Annotated in this window: 17 protein-coding genes, 1 tRNA gene and 1 pseudogene; 3 read left to right on the top strand and 16 right to left on the bottom strand. The window is 66.1% G+C overall.

Annotated features, from left to right (window positions below; translation table 11 throughout):
* Positions 1-137 precede the first annotated feature (137 nt).
* From AC1VXD_RS07365 to AC1VXD_RS07345, 5 genes are all read right to left on the bottom strand, one after another.
* Positions 138-866 (bottom strand): LytR/AlgR family response regulator transcription factor, encoded by a 729-nt coding sequence (locus AC1VXD_RS07365; protein WP_482991510.1) that lies wholly within the window; start codon positions 864-866, stop codon positions 138-140.
* Positions 867-876: 10 nt separating this feature from the next.
* Complete coding sequence (locus AC1VXD_RS07360) at positions 877-1,893, bottom strand: sensor histidine kinase (RefSeq protein ID WP_482991531.1); 1,017 nt, start codon at positions 1,891-1,893, stop codon at positions 877-879.
* A 30-nt stretch (positions 1,894-1,923) separates the two neighbouring features.
* Entirely contained in the window at positions 1,924-2,583 is a 660-nt protein-coding gene (locus AC1VXD_RS07355) for an alpha/beta hydrolase (RefSeq protein ID WP_482991509.1), read from the bottom strand.
* 50 nt (positions 2,584-2,633) lie between these two features.
* On the bottom strand, positions 2,634-4,562 hold the full coding sequence (gene mdoH / locus AC1VXD_RS07350) for a glucans biosynthesis glucosyltransferase MdoH (protein WP_482991508.1): 1,929 nt from the start codon (positions 4,560-4,562) through the stop codon (positions 2,634-2,636).
* A gap of 415 nt (positions 4,563-4,977) precedes the next feature.
* A complete protein-coding gene (locus AC1VXD_RS07345) occupies positions 4,978-5,145 on the bottom strand; it encodes a hypothetical protein (protein WP_482991507.1) in 168 nt (55 codons plus the stop codon).
* A 218-nt stretch (positions 5,146-5,363) separates the two neighbouring features.
* Here AC1VXD_RS07345 and AC1VXD_RS07340 point away from each other — a divergent pair, with 218 nt between their 5' ends.
* The gene (locus AC1VXD_RS07340; protein WP_150453064.1) at positions 5,364-5,750 is read left to right on the top strand and encodes a DUF2628 domain-containing protein; all 387 of its coding nucleotides are present in this window, start codon (positions 5,364-5,366) and stop codon (positions 5,748-5,750) included.
* 80 nt (positions 5,751-5,830) lie between these two features.
* Here AC1VXD_RS07340 and AC1VXD_RS07335 read toward each other — a convergent pair whose 3' ends face one another.
* Positions 5,831-8,365, bottom strand: a complete 2,535-nt coding sequence (locus AC1VXD_RS07335) for a methyl-accepting chemotaxis protein (protein WP_482991506.1) — start codon at positions 8,363-8,365, stop codon at positions 5,831-5,833.
* A gap of 237 nt (positions 8,366-8,602) precedes the next feature.
* Positions 8,603-9,481: an NAD-dependent epimerase/dehydratase family protein gene (locus AC1VXD_RS07330; protein ID WP_482991505.1), complete on the bottom strand. Its 879-nt coding sequence runs from the start codon at positions 9,479-9,481 to the stop codon at positions 8,603-8,605.
* A gap of 233 nt (positions 9,482-9,714) precedes the next feature.
* Here AC1VXD_RS07330 and AC1VXD_RS07325 point away from each other — a divergent pair, with 233 nt between their 5' ends.
* The gene (locus AC1VXD_RS07325; RefSeq protein WP_482991504.1) at positions 9,715-10,029 is read left to right on the top strand and encodes a KGG domain-containing protein; all 315 of its coding nucleotides are present in this window, start codon (positions 9,715-9,717) and stop codon (positions 10,027-10,029) included.
* An 81-nt stretch (positions 10,030-10,110) separates the two neighbouring features.
* Here AC1VXD_RS07325 and AC1VXD_RS07320 read toward each other — a convergent pair whose 3' ends face one another.
* Entirely contained in the window at positions 10,111-10,563 is a 453-nt protein-coding gene (locus AC1VXD_RS07320) for a PA2169 family four-helix-bundle protein (protein WP_150453060.1), read from the bottom strand.
* Between the two features lie 657 nt (positions 10,564-11,220).
* Between AC1VXD_RS07320 and AC1VXD_RS07315 the strand changes: the two genes are divergently transcribed.
* Positions 11,221-11,862: a glutathione S-transferase family protein gene (locus AC1VXD_RS07315; protein WP_482991503.1), complete on the top strand. Its 642-nt coding sequence runs from the start codon at positions 11,221-11,223 to the stop codon at positions 11,860-11,862.
* Between the two features lie 21 nt (positions 11,863-11,883).
* Here the strand turns inward: AC1VXD_RS07315 and AC1VXD_RS07310 are convergent, their stop codons facing one another.
* The 8 genes and pseudogenes from AC1VXD_RS07310 to rpoD form a co-directional block, all read right to left on the bottom strand.
* Positions 11,884-12,870 (bottom strand): glycoside hydrolase family 43 protein, encoded by a 987-nt coding sequence (locus AC1VXD_RS07310; RefSeq protein ID WP_482991502.1) that lies wholly within the window; start codon positions 12,868-12,870, stop codon positions 11,884-11,886.
* 101 nt (positions 12,871-12,971) lie between these two features.
* Positions 12,972-13,391 (bottom strand): H-NS histone family protein, encoded by a 420-nt coding sequence (locus AC1VXD_RS07305; protein WP_482991501.1) that lies wholly within the window; start codon positions 13,389-13,391, stop codon positions 12,972-12,974.
* A gap of 32 nt (positions 13,392-13,423) precedes the next feature.
* On the bottom strand, positions 13,424-15,136 hold the full coding sequence (locus AC1VXD_RS07300) for an ATP-binding protein (protein ID WP_482991500.1): 1,713 nt from the start codon (positions 15,134-15,136) through the stop codon (positions 13,424-13,426).
* A 233-nt stretch (positions 15,137-15,369) separates the two neighbouring features.
* A tRNA-Ile gene (locus AC1VXD_RS07295) sits at positions 15,370-15,445 on the bottom strand.
* 44 nt (positions 15,446-15,489) lie between these two features.
* Positions 15,490-15,729 carry a hypothetical protein gene (locus AC1VXD_RS07290; protein WP_482991499.1) on the bottom strand — a complete coding sequence of 80 codons (240 nt, stop codon included), beginning with the start codon at positions 15,727-15,729 and terminating at the stop codon, positions 15,490-15,492.
* A 255-nt stretch (positions 15,730-15,984) separates the two neighbouring features.
* Positions 15,985-16,443 carry a HipA domain-containing protein gene (locus AC1VXD_RS07285; RefSeq protein WP_482991530.1) on the bottom strand — a complete coding sequence of 153 codons (459 nt, stop codon included), beginning with the start codon at positions 16,441-16,443 and terminating at the stop codon, positions 15,985-15,987.
* An 89-nt stretch (positions 16,444-16,532) separates the two neighbouring features.
* Positions 16,533-16,766: pseudogene (locus AC1VXD_RS07280) on the bottom strand (hypothetical protein); the annotation flags it as partial.
* A 16-nt stretch (positions 16,767-16,782) separates the two neighbouring features.
* The gene (gene rpoD, locus AC1VXD_RS07275) at positions 16,783-18,636 is read right to left on the bottom strand and encodes an RNA polymerase sigma factor RpoD (RefSeq protein ID WP_482991498.1); all 1,854 of its coding nucleotides are present in this window, start codon (positions 18,634-18,636) and stop codon (positions 16,783-16,785) included.
* Positions 18,637-18,640 lie beyond the last annotated feature (4 nt).

Raw genomic sequence — 18,640 nt, 5'->3', positions numbered from 1 at the left:
GGCGGCGCCCCCCCCCCCCCCCCCCCCCCCCCCCCCCCGACCCAGCACGTATAAACAGCGAGCCCACCAACCCGCTGTTGCCGTTGATCTTGATGTTGATCTGAAAGCAGTCGCGGCCGCAGGCCGCGCGGAAAAACTCACAGATGCCGCAGTTCCTGCTTCAGCATAGCCACGCACCGCCGGCTCACTTCCAGCGGCTGCTTGCCATGCCGCAGCACCGCCTGCACCTGCCCGCCCACGCCGCGCCGCAGCTCCACCAGTTCATGGCGGGCCACCAGGCAGTTGCGGTGGATGCGCACGAAGCGACTGGCGAACTCCTCTTCCAGCGACTTCAGCGATTCCTCGATCAGGTCTTCGCCGCGCGCATGGTGCACCACCACGTACTTCTCTTCGGCCTGCAGGTAGTGGATGTCGTCCAGCGGAATCAAGCGCAGGCTGCCACGCAGGCGCGCGCACAGCATGCTGCGGGCCTGGCCACCACTGTGCTCGGGCTGGCCACCGCGGCCGGCCAGGAACGTGCGCGCGCGCGCGATGGCCGCGGCCAGACGCTCGGCACGTACCGGCTTCATCAGGTAATCGATCGCCGCCGCCTCGAACGCCGACAGCGCGTGCGCGTCGTAGGCGGTGCAGAACACCACCGCCGGCCGCGGTTCGAAACTGGCCAGGTGGCGTGCGGCTTCCAGGCCATCCAGCCCGGGCATGGCGATGTCCAGCAGCACCAGGTCCGGCTGCAGTTCCGCGCACGCGTGCAGGGCCTGCTCGCCGTTGCCGGCCTCGGCCACCACGTCGATGCCCTCCTGCGCCGCCAACAGGCTGCGCAGGCGCTCGCGGGCCAGCGGTTCGTCATCGGCGATGACTACCCTCACGCTCACTCCCTCACTGGATAGGCACTGTCACCTGGCAGGCATAGTAGCCTTCGCTCCAGCCGGCCGTCATCCGCGCGGCACGACCGAAGCGCCACGCCAGCCGGTGGCCGATGCTGTGCTGCGCATGGCCCGCGCCCCGCGCCAGGGCCAGCCCCGGGGCCTGCGGATCCGGCGCTGGATTGCGAACTGTGATCTGCAGCTCATTGTTCCTGCAGGCCAGCAGCAATTCGATGGTGCCGCCCTCGGGCAGGCGCGAAATGCCATGCAGCACCGCGTTTTCCACCAGCGGCTGCAGCACCAGGCGCGGCAGCGCCAGATCCCAGGGCAGGGGTTCCTCGCGCTGCCAGCGCACCTGCAGGCGTTCGCCCAGGCGCAGCGATTCAATCGACAGGTAACGCTCGGCCAGCTCGCACTCGGCCTGCAGGGTGGAATCACCCTCGCCGGCACCCAACGCGGCGCGGAACAGATCGGACAGATCCAGCACCGCGCGTTCGGCCACGGCCGGGTCGCGGTGCAGCAGGCTGGCGATCAGGTTCATGCTGTTGAACAGGAAATGCGGGCGGATGCGCGCCTGCAGTGCGTCTGCCTGGGCGCGCGCGTTGGCCTGCACCTGCGCGGCCCAGCGGTCACTCACGTAAAAGTAGCGCAGCGCCAGCGCAGTGATCAGCGCCGTGGTCGCGGCACTGCCCAGGGTGAAGCGCCAGAAGCTGATGCCGCGGGTGAAGTTGTCACCCAGCACTGCGTACAGGGCATGGACGACGCCGGCGCACGCCACGGCGATCAGCGCCGACAGGGCGATGGCGAGCAGCGCGCCCAGCACCTCCGGCAGGGTCGACAGTGCCCGCCGCAGCAGGCACAGGCAGGCACTGACCGCCAGCGAAAGCCATAACGCGAAACCACTGGCCGAGGCCAGCTCGCCCAGCGTCCAGTGACGGCTGCCATCGGGCGCCAAGGCCAGCACCACCACCACCAGTTCGGCCAGGCCCAGCATCGCCAGCACGCGCGGCAGGCGGCACAGTTCCGGCATCCACGGCGGGCTGGCGCTGGCTGCCATGGTTCAGGCCACGCCCAACCGTTCCTGCAGCCAGTCGCCCAGTGCCTGGATCTCTTCGGCACAGACCTGGTGCGCCATCGGATAACGCTGCCACTGCAGCGACAGGCCCAGCGTGCCCAGCACCTGCATGCTGTGCTCGGCCACCGCCAGCGGAATCACCGGGTCGCCACTGCCGTGGGCCATGAACACCGGCACGTCGACGGCGCCGTCGATGCGGCGGGCCGCTTCGGCATCGGGCAGGTAGGTGGACAGGGCGATCAGGCCGGCCAGCGGCGCGGTGCGTTCCAGTGCGGCGCTGAGGATGACCGCGCCACCCTGCGAGAAACCGGCCAGGAAGATGTGGTCGGCGGCGACGCCGCGCGCGATCTCGCGCGCGATCAGCGCATCGAGCTCGGCCACCGATTCACGCACGCCAGCCATGTCGGCACGCGAACGGAAATCCATGCCGACAATGTCGTACCAGCCGCGCATCGGCACGCCGTTGTTGATCGTGATCGGCCGCACCGGTGCATGCGGGAACACGAAGCGCAGCGCCGGCCAGTGCGGGCGCACCAGCTCGGGCACGATCGGCGCGAAGTCATGGCCATCGGCCCCCAGGCCATGCAGCCAGATCACCGACCATTGCGGCGAGGCGCCGGTTTCCTGTTCCACCGTTTGCAGCATGATGCGGCTCCTTCAAGTTCGAGCCGCATTATGCCGCCGCCATGGGCCGATCAGTACAGCGGCGGCTGCTCGGCGGCTTCGCGGCGCAGTTCGGCGGCACGCACCAGCACGGGCGGCGGCGTGTTTTCCTCGGGGATGTCCAGCAGCCCCCAGCGGTGCAGGAGGCCACCGGGGCCACGCGAGGAGGTCAGCGCGACCACCGGAATGGCCAGCACCATGCCGATCACCACCGGTGCCATCCACACGGCCAACGAGGGCGATACCGCCCAGGCAAGCATGCCCATGAAGGCACCGAACACGCCCAGCCCGCCGTAACCGCGGATCAGCGCCATCCAGGAAATGCCGCCGTCGTCGCGCTGCTGCGCATCCCATCCGGAATCGCGGCCGGACAGCACTTCAGCCACGCCACGCGACTGCACGTACATCACCACCGGCGCCATCAGCGCCGCCAGCACGGTTTCCACCAGCATCGACACGAACGCGCGGAAGGCGCCACCGCAGCCACGGCGGTCCACCGGGTCCAGCAGCATCGCCAGGTAGCCCAGCACCTTGGGCAGCAGCAGCACGGCCATGGTCGCGCCGAACAGGCGCACCACCTGCTCCTCGTCCTGCGCACGCCAGTAGACGCTGGGCGACAGGTGCAGCAGTGCGTTGAAATCGATGCCTTCCTGGAACAGCGGGATGGCGATGCCGATCAGCATCAACATGCCCCACATCGGCGCGGTGAAGTAATGGCCGATGCCGATCAGCATGTGCACGCGGCTGATCCAGTGCAGGCCGCGGCTGCCGACCACCTTGCCGTGCTGCAGGTTGCCCTGGCACCAGCGGCGGTCGCGCACCAGCATGTCGGTCAGGGTCGGCGGGCCTTCCTCGTAGCTGCCGCCCAGGTAGGGCACCATGTGCGCGGCCCAGCCGCCCCGGCGCATCAGTGCGGCTTCGACGAAATCGTGGCTGAGCACGTGGCCGCCGAACGGCTTGCGGCCGGGCAATGCCGGCAGGCCGGCCTGGTCGGCGAAGGCGCGGGTACGGATGATCGCGTTGTGGCCCCAGTAGTTGCTCTCGGCGCCGTGCCACCAGGCCACGCCGCGGGCGATGACCGGCCCGTACACGCGGCCGCCGAACTGCTGCATGCGGGCAAACAGGGTGCGGCCGCCGATCACCGACGGCAAGGTCTGGATCAGGCCGACGTCGGCGTTGTGTTCCATGCCGGCCACCAGACGCACGATGCTGTCGCCGGTCATCAGGCTGTCGGCGTCCAGGATCAGCATCTGCGGGTAGGCGCCGCCGAAACGGCGCACCCAGTCGGCGATGTTGCCGGCCTTGCGTGCACCGTTGTCGCTGCGGCGGCGGTAGAACAGGCGCACCCGTCCATCGGGCACCAGTTCGCGCAGCTCGTTGAAGACCAGTTCTTCGGCGCGGGCGATGTCCTCGCGGCGGGTGTCGCTGAGCACGAAGAAATCGAAGCGTTCCAGCTGCCCGGTGGCGGCCACCGATTCGTAGATCGCGCGCAGGCCGGCCAGCAGCCGTCGCGGGTCTTCGTTGTAGGTGGGCATCAGCAGCGCGGTACGGCTGTGCACGATCGGCAACGGCTTGTCCGGGTCGATGCCCAGGCGGTAACCGCGGTCGAACACGGCGGTGAGGAAGCCGGCCACGGCACTGGCGAAGGACAGCGCGATCCAGGCGAACAGGCCGACGAACAGCACCAGCAGGCAGGCCTCGAGCACGCTGATGCCGTTGGTCGACAGCACCCGCCACATCATCCGCGTGGCCACGGCGGTCATCGCCGCAGTACCACCGAAGAGGTACAGGCGGCGCAGCTTGATCATGCGCGGCGAGGTGCGGTGACGAGGGACCTTGAGCTTGCCTTCGCGCAGGGTCTGCTCGGGCATCTGCAAGGGGGCTTCGGGCGGCAACAGCGCCCAGCCGGCATCCAGCTCGGGGTTGCCCGGGCCGGCGTGGGAGGTGGTTTGAGCTTCCATCGCGTCTACTCTGCCCAGACAGCGTGGCTGGCCATCCTGGCCAGGCGGCATGCATCAGGGTCCCCCGCGCGCATTCCCGGCGCCCGCACTTGTCCTGCCTGCGACGGCGTCACGCCGCGCAGTAGATGTCTGTCACTACCGGAACCCACACGATCTCCAACGCGGCGGAATCGAAAATGCGGCCCAGCATAAGAGGGAAAACGTAAGCCGGACGCGAAGGGCCAGCGCGCACATTCCCCCCATTCAGCAAAGTGCAGGGGATGGCAGGCTCAGGCATGCCGCCCTCCCGTACGGGGGGCTGGAACTGGATCGTGCAAAATGAGAATCAATCTCAAATGCGGGTCCGGCATAGCGGCAGCCGCCCGCGCAAAAGCGTGCCAACCAAGGTTGGCACCCATCACCTCGAGATCGCCGGTCAGGTCAGGGGCGCAGGCGTCGCGGCATCGCGGCTTGCCGCCGCGCGCGCGCGGTCGATCGCCACCACCAGTTGCTGGCGGGCGAGCAGTTGTTGCGCCTGCACCACTTCAGGTGTCGGCAGAAGCACCGGTCCGGGTGCGTTTTCCGGTGTAACAGGTGTGGTCATGCAACCTCCGAAGACATCCCGCCAACGCGCCAGAGCCAGGCCCGAGCGGCAGCGGAACTGCGCACCCTATCCTAAAAGCAGGAAGGGCGGGTGACGGCGTGAAGCACGGGCGCAATGCCCTGACTGGTTGAGCGTCACATTTCTGATGGCCCGCACTCGCTGGCTGAATGTGACGCAGTTATCATTGAAAACGTTTTCTTACACGGATGTCGTTATCCATGAATGCAGTCGATCTCTCGCAGTACAGCCCGAAGTGGCAGTTCCGCTTCAACTTCTTCCAGCAGCACGGTGCGCCCAAGGAACCGGGATTCAAGCAGGCCTGGAAGGCGCTTTCCTTCGGCGACCGGCTGAAGATCAACATCAATTTCTTCGCCCTGTTCTTTGGCGCGATCTACCTGCTTATCCTGGGCATGTGGCGCAAGGCGCTGGTCGTCATCGGCATCAACATCGCCCTGGCTGTGATCACCCTGATGCTGCCGGACATCGTCGGCCGCGCCCTGTTCTTCGCCCTGAACTTCCTGGTGGCCTCCAGCACCAACTACAGCTACTACGTGGAGAAGGTACAGGGCCGCGCCAGCTGGAACCCCTTCGAAGGCATGTTCTAAGCCGCTGCCAACCCCGGGCCCTCGCCCGGCAGGCCGCACTGACGATGCCCGCCTCCGGCCGGGCGTCGTCGCCTGCGACGTCAGGCCGCGCGCAGCTTCGCTGCCGCCGTGGCGTCGGCCTGCAGGCGGAAGCGCGACACCGCCACCGCCAGCTGCTCGGCCTGGTCTTCCATCGCCCGTGCGGCTGCCGTGGCTTCTTCCACCAGCGCCGCGTTCTGCTGGGTGGTTTCGTCCATCTGCACCACGGTCTGGTTGACCTGCTCGATGCCCGCAGACTGTTCGCGCGAGGCCGCCGAGATCTCGGCCATGATGTCGTTCACCCGGCCGACCTGGCCGACGATCTCCTGCATCGTGCGGCCGGCACCGTGCACCAGCTGCGCACCCGCACCGACCTGGGCCACCGAGGCGTCGATCAGGCCCTTGATCTCCTTGGCCGCCCCCGCCGAGCGCTGCGCCAGCGCGCGTACTTCGCTGGCCACCACGGCGAAACCACGGCCCTGTTCGCCGGCACGCGCGGCTTCCACCGCAGCGTTCAGCGCCAGGATGTTGGTCTGGAACGCGATGCCATCGATCACCGAGATGATCTCGGCGATACGCTGCGAGGAGTTCTCGATCTGCTCCATGGTCTGCACCACCCGGCCGACCACCTGCCCGCCTTCGCTGGCCACACCGGCCGCCGATGCCGCCAGGCTGTTGGCCTGCTGCGCATGCTCGGCGTTCTGGCGCACGGTGGAGGTCAGTTCCTCCATCGATGCCGCCGTCTCTTCCAGGTTGGCCGCCTGCTGTTCGGTGCGGCGCGACAGGTCGCTGTTGCCCGAGGCGATCTCGCCGGCCGCCAGGCGGATGCTCGCCGCCGACTGCTGGATCTGGCCGACGATCTGGGTCAGCTGCTGCACTGTGCTGTTGGCATCGTCGCGCATCACCGCGAACACGCCGTGGAAATCACCGTGCATGCGCGTACTGAGGTCACCGGCGGCAATCGCGCGCAGCAGCGTGGAGAGCGCGGCGAGGTTGTGGTCGCTTACCTGCATCATGGTGTTGAGCGTTTCGACCATGCGGCGGAAGTCGTGCTCGAAGCGCTCCGCATCGCCGCGCACCGCGAAGTCACCCGCTGCCGCCGCAGCGGCCAGCTGCTGGATCTGCTCGTTGATCGCCCCCAGGTTGGCCTTGGTGGTGGCCATGGCCGCGGTGAACACGGCCTTCTCGCCCGGCAGGGCTTCCATGTCCACGCTGAGGTCTCCTACCGCGTAGCGCTGCATCACCTCCACCAGGCGCTGGGTGACCGCGTTGCTGGACGCCACCAGCTGGTTGCTGTCGGCCACCATGCGGCCGTACTCGCCCGGGAAGGCGCTGGCATCCATGCGGTAGCTGATCTGGCCTTCGTCATGGCGCTGCGCCATTTCCGCCTGCGCCGCCATCACCGCCTGCAGCGTGCCGCGCATGCCCTGCATCGCCTCCAGCAGGCGCCCCACTTCATCGTTGCCGCGCGGCGGCAGTGCGGTATCCAGCTTGCCGGCCGCCACGTCGCCGGCGATGCGCACGGCTTCGGCGAGCGGGCGGATGGCCAGGCGACGCAGCAGCACGTAGACGCCGGCGCTGAGGGTCAGCGCAGCAATCACGCCGACCAGCAGGGTCAGCCACAGCAGCTGCCGGGCTTCGGCCACGATCACCGCGTGCGGCACCACCACGCCCAGTGCGAAGTGCTGCGGGGCATCGCCCACCTGCATCGGGACGTACAGGCGCACGTTGCCTTGGGCATCCGGCTCGAACGCCTCGAAGGTCTTGCCCTCGGCAATCTGCGCAAGCATCTGCCGGGTGGCCACATCGGTACGCGGCTTGCCGATCTCGGCGGCATTGGCCGCCGCCAGAACCACGCCTTTGGGCGAAAGGAGTTCAACCCGGCCCGCCCCCATCGGGGTCAGCGTCGCCAGGTGCTTCTGCAGCGCCGCCAGCGAGAAATCGACGGTGAACACGCCGAGGAAGGTGCCGTTCTCCACGATCGGCGTGCTCAGCGTGCTCATCAGCACCTGCTGGCCACCGATGGCGTACGAGTACGGCTCGCTGACCTTGGGCAGCTTGTCCCGGCTCGGCCCCATGTACCAGTCACCTGATCCCGATGCATTGTCGGTGTAGTCGGTCATCGTCGACTGCTGCGGCTTGCCGTCCTGCCAGGCCCAGTAGCTCATGTAACGGCCGGTGGCATCGTGCGCCTCGGTGTTCACGAAGTCCGCATCCTTGCCGTCGAAGGCGTTGGCTTCCCACATGGTGCTCTTGCCCACCCATTCCGGGTGCGCCTGCAGCTGCTGGCCAACGACAGCGGCCAGGGCGGCGCGGTCCGGGGCATCGCCGCGGGCACGCTGGGCCAGCACGGTTTCCACCATCGCATCGTTGCTGGCGAAGGCCGTGCCCAGATCGGCAGACACCTTGCGCGCTTCGGCGACGGCTTCACTGGCCATGGCCTGGCGCGAAGCATTGACGAGGCTGGCACTGGCCTGGCGGTAGATGAGGAAGGCGGTGATGCCGAAGCAGAGCAGCGCGATCGAAGCAGTACCCAGCATCAGCTTGTGGGCGATGCTGCCCGGGCGACGGGCAGCGGCAGAGCGGGAAGAAGGCATGGACAGGTCCGCAGGCAATTCACGACAACCGGCACCATGACGGCACCGCGCAGGTGCGCGATCCCTCGCGCGGCCGCCTGCCAGCTGCGGATCGAAACCCACGGTGGCAAGGCACGCACCGGGTTAGCGGCCGTAAGCGGGGCGGGTTGAGGAAAACCGCCTGCGGGAACCTGAACGCGCTCACGTCGAGTCGAGCTTGCTCGACTGATGCAGGGAGGAGTCGAGCGTGGCTCGACTCTACAAAAGCGGCAGCATGCGCGGCAGTACTTCAATGCTGCCTGCGGCGTACTGCTGCAGCACGCCCTCAGGGCCGAAGCGCGGTTGCCAGCCCAGCGCCTGGCGCAGCCGGCTGCTGTCGTAGACACGGTCGATGCTGTGCGGCAGTGGCCAGCCGCGGCGGTCGAACTCGGCCAGCAGCTGCGGTACCCGGCGGGCCAGCACCTGGCGCGGGGTGGCGGCCAGCTCCAGGCAATCACTGCGCTGGAACGGACTGGCTGCACAGGCGATGTAGCGCTGGAACGGCCCACCCGCATCCACCAGCAGCGCCGCGTGGGCACTTGCCACGTCGCGCGCGTCGATGCCACGGTGCAGACGGAACATGGCCATGCGCTCGGGTGGCTCGGGGAAGCAGCGCGCCATGCGCAGCACCCGCACCTCCAAGCCCTGCCCCGCCGCCTGCTCGGCCAGTGCCTCGGCCTGCAGCTTGGTGCGGTGATAGATGGTGCGTGGCAGCGGCTCGGTCGTTTCGTCGATCCAGCGGCAGCCACCGGCCACCACCGCATGGCCGTACAGCGCCGTGGTACTGGTCAGCACGAAGCGGCGCGCGCCGGCCTGTCGGGCCAGCTGCAGCAGCTGGCCGGTGGCGTCGACGTTGATCTGCTCGAACACCGGATCAGGCACCAGGCCGACATGCGGCGCGTGCAGGGCTGCGGTGTGGATCACCGCGTCCACACCCCGCACGGCGCGCTCCAGCGCCTGGCGATCGGTGACATCGGCAATGATACGGGTGGTGTTGAAGGGCACGCGGTCCAACCCCACCACGTCGTGCTCGGCGGCCAGCGCACCGAATATCGCGCGCCCGATCCGCCCGGAACTTCCGGTCAACAGGATCTTCATTGAATCCATTCGCTCGACAGCGCCCGGGAGCTACCGGGATGACTCGATTCTAGGCTCGCGCACGGTCGCGGCAACAGCCTGTTCACCTGCGTGACCCGATAACGAAGCGTCGAGCGCGTGCATGGCAGGCGTGAAAGCAGCGCTCCGAACATGCACCTGGCATTACCGTGGGCCGTGCAGCATGGGACCGGTCGTCGAAGCTGGCGGCGTCCCTTCCGCACCGGAGACACAGCATGGCCAATGCACCCCACGGCACACAAAACCGCGGCTTCGCCTCGATGGATGAAGACAAGCAACGCGCCATCGCCGCCAAGGGCGGCCGCGCGGCCCATGCGTCGGGCAACGCGCATGAATTCAATTCCGCCGAAGCACGCGTCGCCGGCCGCAAGGGTGGTGAAGCGATCAGCCGCAACCGCCAGCACATGGCGGCGATCGGCCGCGAGGGCGGGCATGCACGGCATGCCAATGCGCAGCGCCAGCAGCAACAGATGCAGGAAGAACCGCAGGCACCTGCCGCACCGGCATCGCACTACCCGCAACAGGGCTGATCCTCCGTGCGGGGCAATAACGACAAGGCCCCGCCAATGGCGGGGCCCTGCCCTACAGCGACATCTCAGCCGAAGCTGGGATCAGGCTGCCTTCATCGCATGCTTGCGGTCGCGCATCACGCGGTGGCAATCCTGTACTTCCGGCAGCCATGCGGTCACTTCCTGGCGCACGGCCGGCGGCAGGTCGTTGTCGTTCAGCACGTCCTTGAACGCAGCCAGCAGGCGGTCTTCGGATTCTTCCAGCTCGGCCACATAGCCGTAGTTGGTATCACCGAAGGCGGCGCGCACCTTGCCGTAGAACTGCTGCATGGAGCCGACCATGGTGCCGTGCTCGGCCGGCTTGCCGCCGGTGGCGACGACGGCGCTGCTCAGCGAGGAAACGATGCGCGCCTTGACGCCGGCGATGCGCACGAACAGAGCGGACAGCTCGGTGTCCTTAACCTTGGTGGCGGCCTCTTCGTAGAACGACTTGCCGTCGCGGGCGATCTCGATCAGGTCGTTGAGGCGATGTTCGATGGTGGACTGGGTGCTCATGGTGTTTCTCCTTGATCGGGTCTGCGGGATGAGGGCAGCGGTGTGTCCGTTGCCTGCAGCACCAGAGTGGAGAAGCGCGCGTGGGGCGCGGGTGAGCATGGTTTTATGCGGAAATCACGGCGTCTAACGGCAACTGACTGTTCACCTGGCGTTGCACGGTATTCACGGCCCAACAATGTTTGTCCACTGCTCGCTCAACTCAACGTCGTGCATGGGCAGAGGCGTATTTCGACAGTGAAGACTGCTCTATGGGCAGGTTCCTCGCCATGCACCACTCAACGAAATCGGCCAGTGGGACCGTCACCCGGAGAGGATCTGCCCCGCTTACTCTGGCTATCCACATATGCCGTTCAACATCCCTTTCCCACGCGGCGAACGTCTCGTGCCATGCCCGCTCAGGAAGGAGCGCCTTGAACACTTCGTACTCCTCTTCTAGGAAGGAGGCATAAGAAAGGCGCGGTGCGGAATCGAGGGCCGGAGGAAGCGGCACTAGGGCAGGACGAGAAATTGTCATGTACCGCGGCTTGCAGTGGACTGCCTGCAGTATCGGCCTGCGACCTCCTGGCACGTCAAGAGGCTGAAGCGGCAGTGTCGATTCCCGCCCCCGTCATCCGTCGGAACAGGAAGGGCAGGCCCGTTGCCTGCAGGAGCACCGCCATGCACCCGATCCTCACCGCCTTCGCCACTTCCCCCGACCGTGGCCAGGGCCTGGCCCGCGACATGCGCGTGCGCTGGGCTCTGGAAGAGCTGGGCGTTGCGTACGACGTTCATCTGCTGACCTTCGCCGAGATGAAGGAACCCGCGCATCGTGCGCGCCACCCGTTTGGGCAGATTCCCACTTGGCAGGACGGCGATCTGCAGCTGTTTGAATCCGGCGCGGTCATCCTGCACCTGGCCGAACGGCATCCGGGCCTGCTGCCTGCAGATGCGGACGGCCGCATGCGCGCGATCGTGTGGATGTTCGCCGCACTGAACACGGTGGAGCCGCCGATTGTCGAGCGTTCGATGGCCTGGGTGCTTGAGCGCGAACAATCCTGGTACGCGCAGCGGCTGGTGATACTGGATGAGCGCGTGCGGCGGCGGCTGCAGGAGCTGTCGACGCGGCTGGGCGACGGCCCCTGGCTGGACGACACGTTCAGTGCCGGCGACCTGCTGATGGTGTCGGTGCTGCTGCGCTTGAAGAGCAGCGGCATCGTCGATGAATTTCCGTTGCTGGCGGCCTACGTGGCGCGCGCGACGGCGCGGCCGGCCTACCAGCGCGCGTTTGCCGCGCAGCTGGCGGTGTTCCAGAACGCCTGATTCTCTGCCGATCCGCCCGCCTCAGCGCAGCGGATCGGCCGCCACGCCCCCATGGGTGATCTTCACCGGCAGGATGTGGCCCTGCGCATCGAACTCCATGCGCTCGATGGCGGTTTCGCGGTGGTCGCGGGCGGTGTCACCGTGCGGGCGACGGTGGTAGACGATGTACCAGCGGTCGGTACCCGGCACCTGGATCACCGAGTTGTGGCCGGCACTGGTGGCGATGGCCTCGTCCTGCTGCAGCACCGTGCCGACGCGCTTGAACGGGCCGGTGGGTGCATCGGCAATGGCGTAGGCCACCGTGTAATCCGGGCCACCCCAGCCGCCCTCGGACCACATGAAGTAATAGTGCCCACCGCGCTTGAACATCAGCGGGCCTTCCACATACTCCGGGGCCGGCGTGATTTCCTTGAACATCGAGCCATCGGCCAGCGGCAGCACGCCGGTGAAATCATCCTTCAGCCGCACCATGTTCGCGTGTTTCCAGCCGCCGTAGATCATGTACCAGGCGCCGTCGTCGTCCTTGAACACGAACTGGTCGATGGGCTGCGCGCCATTATGGAAAGCACCGACCAGCGGCTTGCCCAGCAAATCCTTGTACGGGCCTTCCGGACGATCGGCCACGGCCACGCCGATGCCACCCAGCTCGCCATCGGTCTTGATGTCGTTGGCGGCAAAGAAGAAGTAGTACCTGCCCTTGCTTTCCACTACAGACGGCGCCCACATCGCGCGCTTGGCCCAAGGCACGTCCCTGGCGTTCAGGACGTCGGCATGCTTGGTCCAATGCACCAGATCCGGCGACGAGAACGCATCGAAGGTGATCTGCGCATCGTAATCCGCGGATGTGGTCGGGAATATCCAGTAGCGGTTGGCGAATACCGCCGCTTCCGGGTCGGCGTACCACCCCTTCAGGATCGGATTACCGGAGGTGACCGGCGGCGCGGCCTGCGCGCCCGTTGCCAGTGCCGCTGCCATGCAGGCGGCCATCATCCACTTGCCCAACGCCATGCCGTGCGCTCCCGTGCTGGATAGGTGGGAGCATATTAGATCGATTCAGATGCGGAATGCGAAGGCAGCCCCACCCCATGCGCGGGAGTGGGACGCAGGCCTCAGGCTTTTTTGATGACGGTGCGCTTGCCGATGCTGCTGGTCCTGCCGGCGGTCGGCCTGGCCAGGCCCGGAATCAGGAAATCGGTGACCTTGTGGCCCATGGACACCTTGTGTGCCAGCCAACGCGGCATGCGGCCACGGCCGGTCCAGGTCAGGCGCTTGTATTCCGGATCGCGGTATTTGGCCGCGACCTTGCCGGTTCTACGGCGGGCGGGTTTACGCGCGGGTGCGGCGGGTTCTGCGGCTTCATCGCCGAAGAGTTCTTCGATGGTGTAACCGGCTTCGGCGGCAGCGGCCTTCAGCAGGCGGCGCACGGCGGCGGCCGGGCGGCGGGCGGTGATCAGGGCCTTGCGCTGTTCGGCCGCAGCCACCAGTGCGCCCAGCTCCCGAAGGCTGAGCGATTCAATATCGATAGTCATGCGGAGAAAGGTCTACTGCCGCGGGCTGGGTGTCAAGGTGTCGTCGCCGTTGCCTGCAAGGCACTGCCCGACTCATCTTTCCGGCAGGCTTGGGACAGCGCCTGCGCCAGCTGCGCCAGGGAGTAGGGCTTTTTGAGCAGCACAAAGCCATGGTTGGGGTCTTGGGCAAGAAGCTCGCTGTAGCCACTGGTCAGGATCACCGGCAGCTGCGGATAGCGCTCCTTGATGACGTGAGCCAGCTCAACGCCACTGCGGCCTGGCATTACAACGTCAGAGAAAACCGCACTGAACCTTTGATGGTCCCTTTCAAGCTCCTGCAGCGCCTCGTCCACGTTGTACGCATGCACAACGCCATAATCCAGACCCTTCAGTGCGCTGTATGCGAAGTCGGCCACATCCGGATTGTCCTCGACCAGCAGCACGCTGATTCCCTTCCCGGACAGATCCTGGAACGTGTCCCTGTTTCTTTCCGGCTCGCCGTGGAATTCGCTGCGTGGCAGGTAGAGCGTGAACGTCGTTCCCTCGCCCGGGACGCTCTTTACATCGATATCGCCTTCGGACTGTTTCACGAAGCCAAACACCTGGCTCAGGCCCAGGCCAGTACCCGCGCCAACCTCCTTCGTCGTATAGAACGGTTCGAATATCCGCTCGATGGCCCCGGCGGCAATTCCCGAGCCGGTGTCCTTGAAACTCAGCGCCACGTAGTTTCCGGCCACTACCGCCCCTGATCGGATGACTGGAATGGCGTCGCAGACCTCGGCGCGGATGGTCAGCTTTCCGTTGCCGTCAATGGCATCCCTGGCATTGACGGCGATGTTGATGACTGCCGTGTCCAACTGGTTGCGGTCGATGATGACCGGTATGGACGGATGGGGCATTTCGATCTCGACCTGCACCCTCGGTCCAACCAGAGTCGAAACGATATCCGCTATCGAGCGGATGCTTTCGACGAGATCGAACACCTCGGGAGTGAGGCTCTGCCTGCGGGCAAACGCGAGCAATTGCGCCGTCAGCTTGGTCGCCCGGTCGGAAGCAGCGGCGATGCCATTGACATAGCGGGACTGTTGGGGTGTCAGCGAGCCGACGTGACGCAGCATGTCGGCCGAGCCACTGATCACCTGCAGCAGGTTGTTGAAATCATGGGCGACACCGCCGGTCAACTGGCCCATCGCCTCCAGTTTCTGGCTCTGCCGCAGCTGCTCTCGTGCCGATACCAGCTCCAGATGCGCTGCGCGCGCTTCTTCAGTGATGCTTTCAATGTGCCGGCTGTGACTGTTCCGCTCAGCCACCAGCTCGGTCTGCTCGCTTACCACGCAGAGCATTCCTTTTACCTCGCCCGATCGTATGCGAAGCGGCGAATAGGAAAACGTCCACACCGTGTCTTCCAGGAAGCCATCCCGGTCCATGCGAAGCGTCATGTTGCTCAGACTCTGCGCCTTGCCGCCGAAGGTTTCCTCAACCAGCCCCTTGACGTCATCCCAGACGTCGCTCCACACGACATCGAGGCGGTTGCCCATGGCGCCCTGCAGCTTGCCACGCAGCAGAGGGAGGTACGCATCGTTGAAGAAGAAGCGCTTTTCGCCAGGCCCCCAGGCAATCCAGAGCGGTTCAGGGGAATCGAAGATCATGCTGAGCGCAGAGCAGAACTCGCAGCTCGCCCCGCGCATGCCCCTGCCCTGCACCCAGTCGCAGTCCTTGAACAACCTGAAGGCCAATGAGTCAGGGTTTGAGACGGTGGGAAGCATTGGGTGTTCCTGGAACCGAAGGCGACGCGGGAGTATGGGTGAACCGCTGTGTAGGCCTTCGACACATGGCGCAGCGACGGGGAGGCTCCGACCGGGCGCGCTGAGGATATCTGTGCAGCTGGTACCAGCGGAGGCTGCCGGGCTGCACTGCCCGCGGATGGTCACCCAGCGGTCACCGGACTGGGCTGGGCGGGCAGCGTGGGCCGGCGGCGGATCCCAAGTGCCTGATTCGATGGTGGGCCCACCAGGATTCGAACCTGGAACCAAAGGATTATGAGTCCTCTGCTCTAACCGTTGAGCTATAGGCCCTGCACAGCGGCACAGTGTAGTGGAGCGCGCCCCCACCCGGCTACTCAGGCATCAACGGCCAGTACCTTGGCCACCTGCTCCAGCCGCACCTGGGCAATCTCCGCGAAATGCTGCATCTGCCGCAGGTGCGCCTGGAACAGGGCCACCGTCCGCCGGGCCCCTTCAAGCGCTGGCTGATTACCGCCACCAAACCCATCAACCAGTCCCGCGCCAGAAAGCGTCAGCAGCGCATACGTCGTGCGCCGAGCGAACCCAAGCCGGTCATCGCGCTCGTCCTGCAGCACCTCGTCCCAGTCCAGCAGCGGCGGGAAATCGACTCACGGGCAGTCGGGCGTGTCGCTCTCTTCATCATTCATGGCGTAGCTCCAGACACAGGACGAACCAGAGCAGCAGGCCGCACGCGATGTGCGTAGCCTGCTGCGCGTCTGCATTGCTACCGGTGATGTCCGGCCCGCCTGCGTGATGTGTTGAGCATCTGCCCGGCCAGACTGCGGCCGCGCCAGCAACAATTCAAACGGCAGATGCGACTCCGCTCGGGATCACCCAAACCGCGCCCCCATCGCCCTGACCCGCTCGGCATTCCCCCGCGCGAGCGCGCGCAATCCGTCCGACCCCACCCGCGCATCTCCCGCAACGCGCTCCCAGAACTCACTGGCCAGCGGCGCCGCCCAGCGCAGATGCTCCAGCTCGCCGCTCTCACGCGGTGCAATTGCGTCCAGCGGCGCATCCTGCCGCAGCACACCCAACCGCGACGGTACCAAGGACATCGGCAACATGTCGTAGGCCGGCGCCAGCGGCAACGCGCCGCGATCAACAAGTCGAAAACCGATGTTGCCCTGGTGCATGTCGCTGTTGCCGATCAATCTGCCAAACGCATGCAGCCGCGCCATGGCCTGCACGGTCTCTGCGGACAACCAGCCCAGCGCCTGCAGCTGTGCACCCGCGCGTGGCCAATCCAGCGTCGCCTCGCCAGTAAACGCGGCCGAGAGCGACAGCATCGACACAAAGCCCCGGCCCCCAGCACATTGGCGCTTCGGTCGAAGCGCGTCACTTCCAGGAAGGTATCCGTGGGCGTCTGCAGCAGCTCACTGCTGGCGGCGTCCACGCCGGCGGCGCCCAGAGTCTCCAGCGCCAGGTGTTCGCAGACCAGCAGGTCTGCCCAGCGCTGCGCGGCCTCGCCGCCATCGGGTTGGGCGAACTTCACGATCACCGCGCGGCGCACGCCTTCGCTCTCCACCGTGGCGGTGAACCTGGGCTGTTCGCCGCCGGGCGATGAGCCCACAGAAAAAACCCCGCCGAAGCGGGGTTTCTCTCGCCACATCAGCCCTCGCCGGATATCAGTCGATATCCAGGAAGCTGCGCAGCTGCTCCGAGCGGCTCGGGTGACGCAGCTTGCGCAGGGCCTTCGCTTCGATCTGGCGGATGCGCTCGCGGGTCACGTCGAACTGCTTGCCGACTTCTTCCAGCGTGTGGTCGGTATTCATGTCGATGCCGAAGCGCATGCGCAGCACCTTGGCTTCCCTCGGGGTGAGGCCGGCCAGCACGTCGCGCACGGTTTCAGACAGGTTGATGTTGGTAGTGTTCTCGATCGGGGACTCCACGTTGGTGTCCTCGATGAAGTCGCCCAGATGGGAATCCTCGTCGTCGCCGATCGGGGTTTCCATCGAGATCGGCTCCTTGGCGATCTTCATCACCTTGCGGATCTTGTCTTCCGGCATGTCCATTTCCTTGGCCAGCTCCTCCGGCGTAGCCTCGCGGCCGTACTGCTGGAGCATCTGGCGGGAAATGCGGTTCAACTTGTTGATCGTCTCGATCATGTGCACCGGAATACGGATGGTGCGTGCCTGGTCGGCGATCGAGCGGGTGATCGCCTGGCGGATCCACCAGGTGGCGTAGGTCGAGAACTTGTAACCGCGGCGGTATTCGAACTTGTCCACGGCCTTCATCAGGCCGATGTTGCCTTCCTGGATCAGGTCGAGGAACTGCAGGCCGCGGTTGGTGTACTTCTTGGCGATGGAGATGACCAGGCGCAGGTTGGCCTCGACCATTTCCTTCTTGGCCTTGCGGGCCTTGGCTTCGCCGTAGGCCATGGCGCGGCTGATTTCCTTCAGCTCGTCAAGGTCCAGCAGGGTCAGCTTTTCGATGTCGATGGTGGCCTGCTGCTCGGACACGATCTGGTCCTTCACCTCACGCAGCGCCGAGGACCACTTCTGCTTGCGCTTCAGTGCGTCTTCCACCCATTCCAGGTTGGTCTGGTTGCCTTCCCAGGAACGGATGAAGTCCTTGCGCGGCATGCGGGCGGTGACGGTGGCCAGGTTCAGCACGCGGCGCTCATGCGACTTGATGTCGGCCATGGTGTCGCGCAGCTGCTTGGTCAGCACGTCGGTCAGCGGCAGCGGCAGCTTCAGGGTGACGAACACCGCCGACATCTCCTCGCGGAGCTTCGGCAGGTGCTTCTTGTCGCCCTTGGCGGCGGCCTTCTTGAAGGCATTGAACGCGTCGGTCAGCGCCTGCATGCGCGCGGCGACTTCCTCCGGATCCGGACCGGTCGGTGCGGCTTCTTCGTCGCCGCCGTCGACATCATCGTCTTCGTCGTCGTCAGCGTCGTCATTGCTGTCGTCGCTGTCATCGGACGCAGCAGCGGCCGGAGCCGGCACGTCGTCGCTCAGGTCGTTGAAGCCGACGATCACTTCGGCCAGGCGCTTCTTGCCTTCCTTGTGGGCGTCGTAGTCGGACAGCAGCGATTCGACCGAGACCGGGAACTGGCCCAGCGCGGCCTGCACCTGCGAAAGGCCTTCCTCGATGCGCTTGGCGATGGCGATTTCGCCTTCGCGGGTCAGCAGCTCGACGGTGCCCATTTCGCGCATGTACATGCGCACCGGGTCGGTGGTGCGGCCACCTTCGGTATCCAGCGCGCTCAGCGCTGCGGCGGCTTCTTCGGCCGCGGTGTCGTCGACCTCACGGTTGCCCGTGTTGCCGTCGTTGAGAAGCAGGGTTTCCACATCCGGCGCAACTTCATGGACATCAATGCCCATGCCGTTGATCATGCCGATGATGTCTTCGATCTGTTCCGGGTCGACCATGTCGTCCGGCAGATGGTCATTGACTTCGGCGTAGGTCAGGTAGCCCTGTTCCAGGCCCTTGCTGATCAGTTGCTTGATTTCGGATTGGGCAGGACGTTCGTTGGCCATGTAG

Source organism: Stenotrophomonas sp. STEN054 (assembly GCF_056854535.1).
Note: the sequence above shows the minus strand (reverse complement) of the source record. Positions and strands in the feature narration are given on the sequence as shown.

Bases quoted from the DNA above. Each gene is read 5' to 3' on its own strand.
- rpoD (WP_482991498.1), bottom strand. From the start codon at position 18,636: ATGGCCAACGAACGTCCTGCCCAATCCGAAATCAAGCAACTGATCAGC.
- AC1VXD_RS07360 (WP_482991531.1), bottom strand. From the start codon at position 1,893: ATGCCGGAACTGTGCCGCCTGCCGCGCGTGCTGGCGATGCTGGGCCTG.
- AC1VXD_RS07355 (WP_482991509.1), bottom strand. From the start codon at position 2,583: ATGCTGCAAACGGTGGAACAGGAAACCGGCGCCTCGCCGCAATGGTCG.
- AC1VXD_RS07340 (WP_150453064.1), top strand. From the start codon at position 5,364: ATGAATGCAGTCGATCTCTCGCAGTACAGCCCGAAGTGGCAGTTCCGC.
- AC1VXD_RS07310 (WP_482991502.1), bottom strand. From the start codon at position 12,870: ATGGCGTTGGGCAAGTGGATGATGGCCGCCTGCATGGCAGCGGCACTG.
- AC1VXD_RS07315 (WP_482991503.1), top strand. From the start codon at position 11,221: ATGCACCCGATCCTCACCGCCTTCGCCACTTCCCCCGACCGTGGCCAG.
- AC1VXD_RS07285 (WP_482991530.1), bottom strand. From the start codon at position 16,443: ATGCTGTCGCTCTCGGCCGCGTTTACTGGCGAGGCGACGCTGGATTGG.
- mdoH (WP_482991508.1), bottom strand. From the start codon at position 4,562: ATGGAAGCTCAAACCACCTCCCACGCCGGCCCGGGCAACCCCGAGCTG.
- AC1VXD_RS07330 (WP_482991505.1), bottom strand. From the start codon at position 9,481: ATGAAGATCCTGTTGACCGGAAGTTCCGGGCGGATCGGGCGCGCGATA.
- AC1VXD_RS07320 (WP_150453060.1), bottom strand. From the start codon at position 10,563: ATGAGCACCCAGTCCACCATCGAACATCGCCTCAACGACCTGATCGAG.
- AC1VXD_RS07345 (WP_482991507.1), bottom strand. From the start codon at position 5,145: ATGACCACACCTGTTACACCGGAAAACGCACCCGGACCGGTGCTTCTG.
- AC1VXD_RS07325 (WP_482991504.1), top strand. From the start codon at position 9,715: ATGGCCAATGCACCCCACGGCACACAAAACCGCGGCTTCGCCTCGATG.
- AC1VXD_RS07300 (WP_482991500.1), bottom strand. From the start codon at position 15,136: ATGCTTCCCACCGTCTCAAACCCTGACTCATTGGCCTTCAGGTTGTTC.
- AC1VXD_RS07335 (WP_482991506.1), bottom strand. From the start codon at position 8,365: ATGCCTTCTTCCCGCTCTGCCGCTGCCCGTCGCCCGGGCAGCATCGCC.
- AC1VXD_RS07305 (WP_482991501.1), bottom strand. From the start codon at position 13,391: ATGACTATCGATATTGAATCGCTCAGCCTTCGGGAGCTGGGCGCACTG.